This window comes from Flavobacterium cyanobacteriorum, assembly GCF_002251835.1.
GTDB classification, from domain to species: domain Bacteria; phylum Bacteroidota; class Bacteroidia; order Flavobacteriales; family Flavobacteriaceae; genus Flavobacterium; species Flavobacterium cyanobacteriorum.
Window position 1 is genome coordinate 1 of record NZ_NOXV01000092.1, and the last position, 2,673, is coordinate 2,673.

Below are 2,673 nucleotides of genomic sequence, written 5' to 3' on the forward strand. Positions count from 1 at the left end.
ACCCCATCATTAAAAGTGATGTGCTCTACCGGCTGAGCTACCAAGTCCTGAAAATTATCACTTCCTGAATGCGGGTGCAAATATACGGATGTATTATTTATTATTCAAAGCGAAAATGTTATAAATTTGAGTTTTTTTAAATGTGTTTGTATAACGCCTTCGCTTGTAAGGTATTATTATATGAAAAAGATAATTTTAGCCGGCTATATGGCTTCCGGCAAGACCACAACAGGCTCATTAGCTGCACTTACACTCGGCCTAAAGCATTATGACCTTGATACCCTTATGGAACGGCATACAGCAAAATCAATCCCTCAATTGTTTACCGAAAAGGGCGAAGTCTATTTCAGGAAAACAGAACATGAGCTGTTAAAAACCATTTTGGACACCGGCGACAGCTTTGTATTGAGCCTGGGCGGCGGCACACCCTGTTATGCTAACAATCATTTGTTCCTAAGGCGTGATGATGTAGTGTCAGTTTACCTGAGAGCAGGCATCGATGAGCTTGTGAAGCGCCTTCAAGGCAATACCGCATACCGGCCACAGGTGGCAGGTCAGGACGGCGGAACCTTTCGGGAATTTGTCGCCAAGCATCTTTTTGACCGCAGCTGGTACTACTACCAGGCAAAACATATCATAAACGTAGATGATAAAACACCCGGTGCGGTAGTAGAACAAATCATTCAGCTTGTTAGCTAAGGCTGGCATATTCTTCCTCCCCAAACACTACCTGTATATGCTCCTGCAAAGATGTAGACAGCGAAAGCCCTTTAAAATCGGCCTTAACAGGGTATTGCTTATGATTACGGTCAACCAGCACAGCTGTTTTGAATTTCTTTAGCGGGACTTCAAGAAAATGTTTTACACCATATATAAGAGTGGTACCAGTGCTCAGCACATCATCAGCAAGTACCAGGCATTTGTTAGCGTAAGCTTCCGATGGCAATGATGTTTCTACTTTTTCAAGCGGGTTTTGCTTATTTATCCTCACCTCGCACAGGGTAACGGTCAGCCCGGATATATCCTCAAGCTGGGCGCCTATTTTTTTGGCAAAAATATAGCCGTTGCCCGCAATGCCGGAAATCACCACTTCCTGCTCATCGGCAAAGGTTTCATATACCTGGTAAGCTATCCGCCGTATCTTATGTTCTATTTCATTCCTGGTAAGAATAATATTCATACTATAGTTATTTTATGTAAATACTGCTACAAGTCCAAGTCGTCGTCAGCAGCGCCAATTTCGTAACCGTCAAGGTCGCGCCTATCTTTCTTTGTGGGCCTGCCGGTACCTTTAGCCCTGTAATGTTCTTTGGAAAGCCTGAGCATTTCAAGGTGCCCGAAAGCTTCGGCCGGGGTTTCGTCTTTACGGTAAATATCTACCAGCTTTGGCCCTACACGGTTGGGCGGTACATCGAGTACAGTAAGTGTATAATTTATCTGGTCTTTACGTACAGCAACCTTATCACCGGGGAAAACTTCCCTTGAAGGTTTTGCCTGCTGGCCGTTGACAGTTATATGCCCTTTCTGGCATGCCTGAGTGGCAATACTGCGGGTTTTATAGTAGCGGACACACCATAAATATTTATCAATCCTCATACTAAATCCTAAAAATCGCTGTTATTAGCCATACAAAAATACAGGAAAATCGTATCTTGCGCCATTAAAAAAAATTAAAATGAAGAGAATTTTAAAGGGTTGGGTTCTGATGGCTCTTTCGGTATATGTCATATCGTGCAGCCCGGACAATAATAACGGAGAAGCCCCGCCAAGGGATTATGCGGTGCAGTATGCGTCTGAGAAAGCCGATATAGAAAATTTCCTCAAGAAAACCTATATGGTTGTCGATGAAACTACCTGGGATGTTGTTATTGACTCTATAGGGCCTGATACGCCGCAGGTTTCCATCTGGGACCAGACAGAGTATCCGCTACAGCAGAAAATCGTGAGGAGTAATAATGTAGATTATACGGTTTATTATATTACTTTCAATGAAGGTGTAGGCAGTGCCCCGATTAAGGCTGATAATGTCTTTATATCTTACAGAGGTATCAGGCTCGATACTGAACAATTCACTTATGTACCTTTCCCCGCCAATTATTCTTCCCTGCTTTCAACTATTGAAGGATGGCAGGAAATCATACCCTTGTTTAAAGCAGGTATAGAAACCAATACCAATCCCCAGGACCCGGCTTCGTTTTCCGATTACGGGGCAGGCGTAATGTTCCTTCCTTCTGGCCTCGGTTACTATAATATTTCAAGGGTGGGGATCCCGTCTTATTCCAGCCTCATTTTCAGTTTCAAGCTTTTTGCCATACAGCGGGCAGATAATGACCGTGATGGAGTACTTTCTGTCAATGAAACAGGTGGTTTCGCTGATATTGATGATTATGACAGCGATGATGATGACATAGCCAATTACAGGGATGTTGACGATGATAACGACGGAATTTTGACAAAAAATGAAAAACAGGGCACCGGATCGCCGGAAGATCTGGATACCGACAATGATGGTATCAAAAACTACCTTGATACTGACGATGATGGTGATGGTATCCCTACTAAAGATGAACTCAACCTGCCGCCATGTCATAACAATCCTGCTGTCCCAAGATATTTAAACAGTAGTTGTTAATATTAAAATATCCCGCCATGGCGGGATATTTTAATATTAAC

The 2,673-nt window shown here is 43.1% G+C and carries 4 protein-coding genes; 2 read left to right on the top strand and 2 right to left on the bottom strand.

Going from position 1 to position 2,673, the window contains the following annotated elements:
- Positions 1 to 180: 180 nt before the first annotated feature.
- Positions 181 to 699 (top strand): shikimate kinase, encoded by a 519-nt coding sequence (locus CHU92_RS01030; RefSeq protein WP_094411722.1) that lies wholly within the window; start codon positions 181 to 183, stop codon positions 697 to 699.
- On the opposite strand, the gene CHU92_RS01035 is transcribed toward CHU92_RS01030, so the two are convergent.
- Both CHU92_RS01035 and CHU92_RS01040 read right to left on the bottom strand, forming a co-directional pair.
- Entirely contained in the window at positions 692 to 1,180 is a 489-nt protein-coding gene (locus tag CHU92_RS01035; protein ID WP_094411724.1) for a phosphoribosyltransferase domain-containing protein, read from the bottom strand. The genes CHU92_RS01030 and CHU92_RS01035 overlap by 8 nt on opposite strands.
- Positions 1,181 to 1,206: 26 nt before the next feature.
- Positions 1,207 to 1,596 (bottom strand): RNA-binding S4 domain-containing protein, encoded by a 390-nt coding sequence (locus tag CHU92_RS01040; RefSeq protein ID WP_094411726.1) that lies wholly within the window; start codon positions 1,594 to 1,596, stop codon positions 1,207 to 1,209.
- Between the two features lie 79 nt (positions 1,597 to 1,675).
- Here CHU92_RS01040 and CHU92_RS01045 point away from each other — a divergent pair, with 79 nt between their 5' ends.
- Positions 1,676 to 2,632 (top strand): FKBP-type peptidyl-prolyl cis-trans isomerase, encoded by a 957-nt coding sequence (locus CHU92_RS01045; protein WP_129582969.1) that lies wholly within the window; start codon positions 1,676 to 1,678, stop codon positions 2,630 to 2,632.
- Positions 2,633 to 2,673 lie beyond the last annotated feature (41 nt).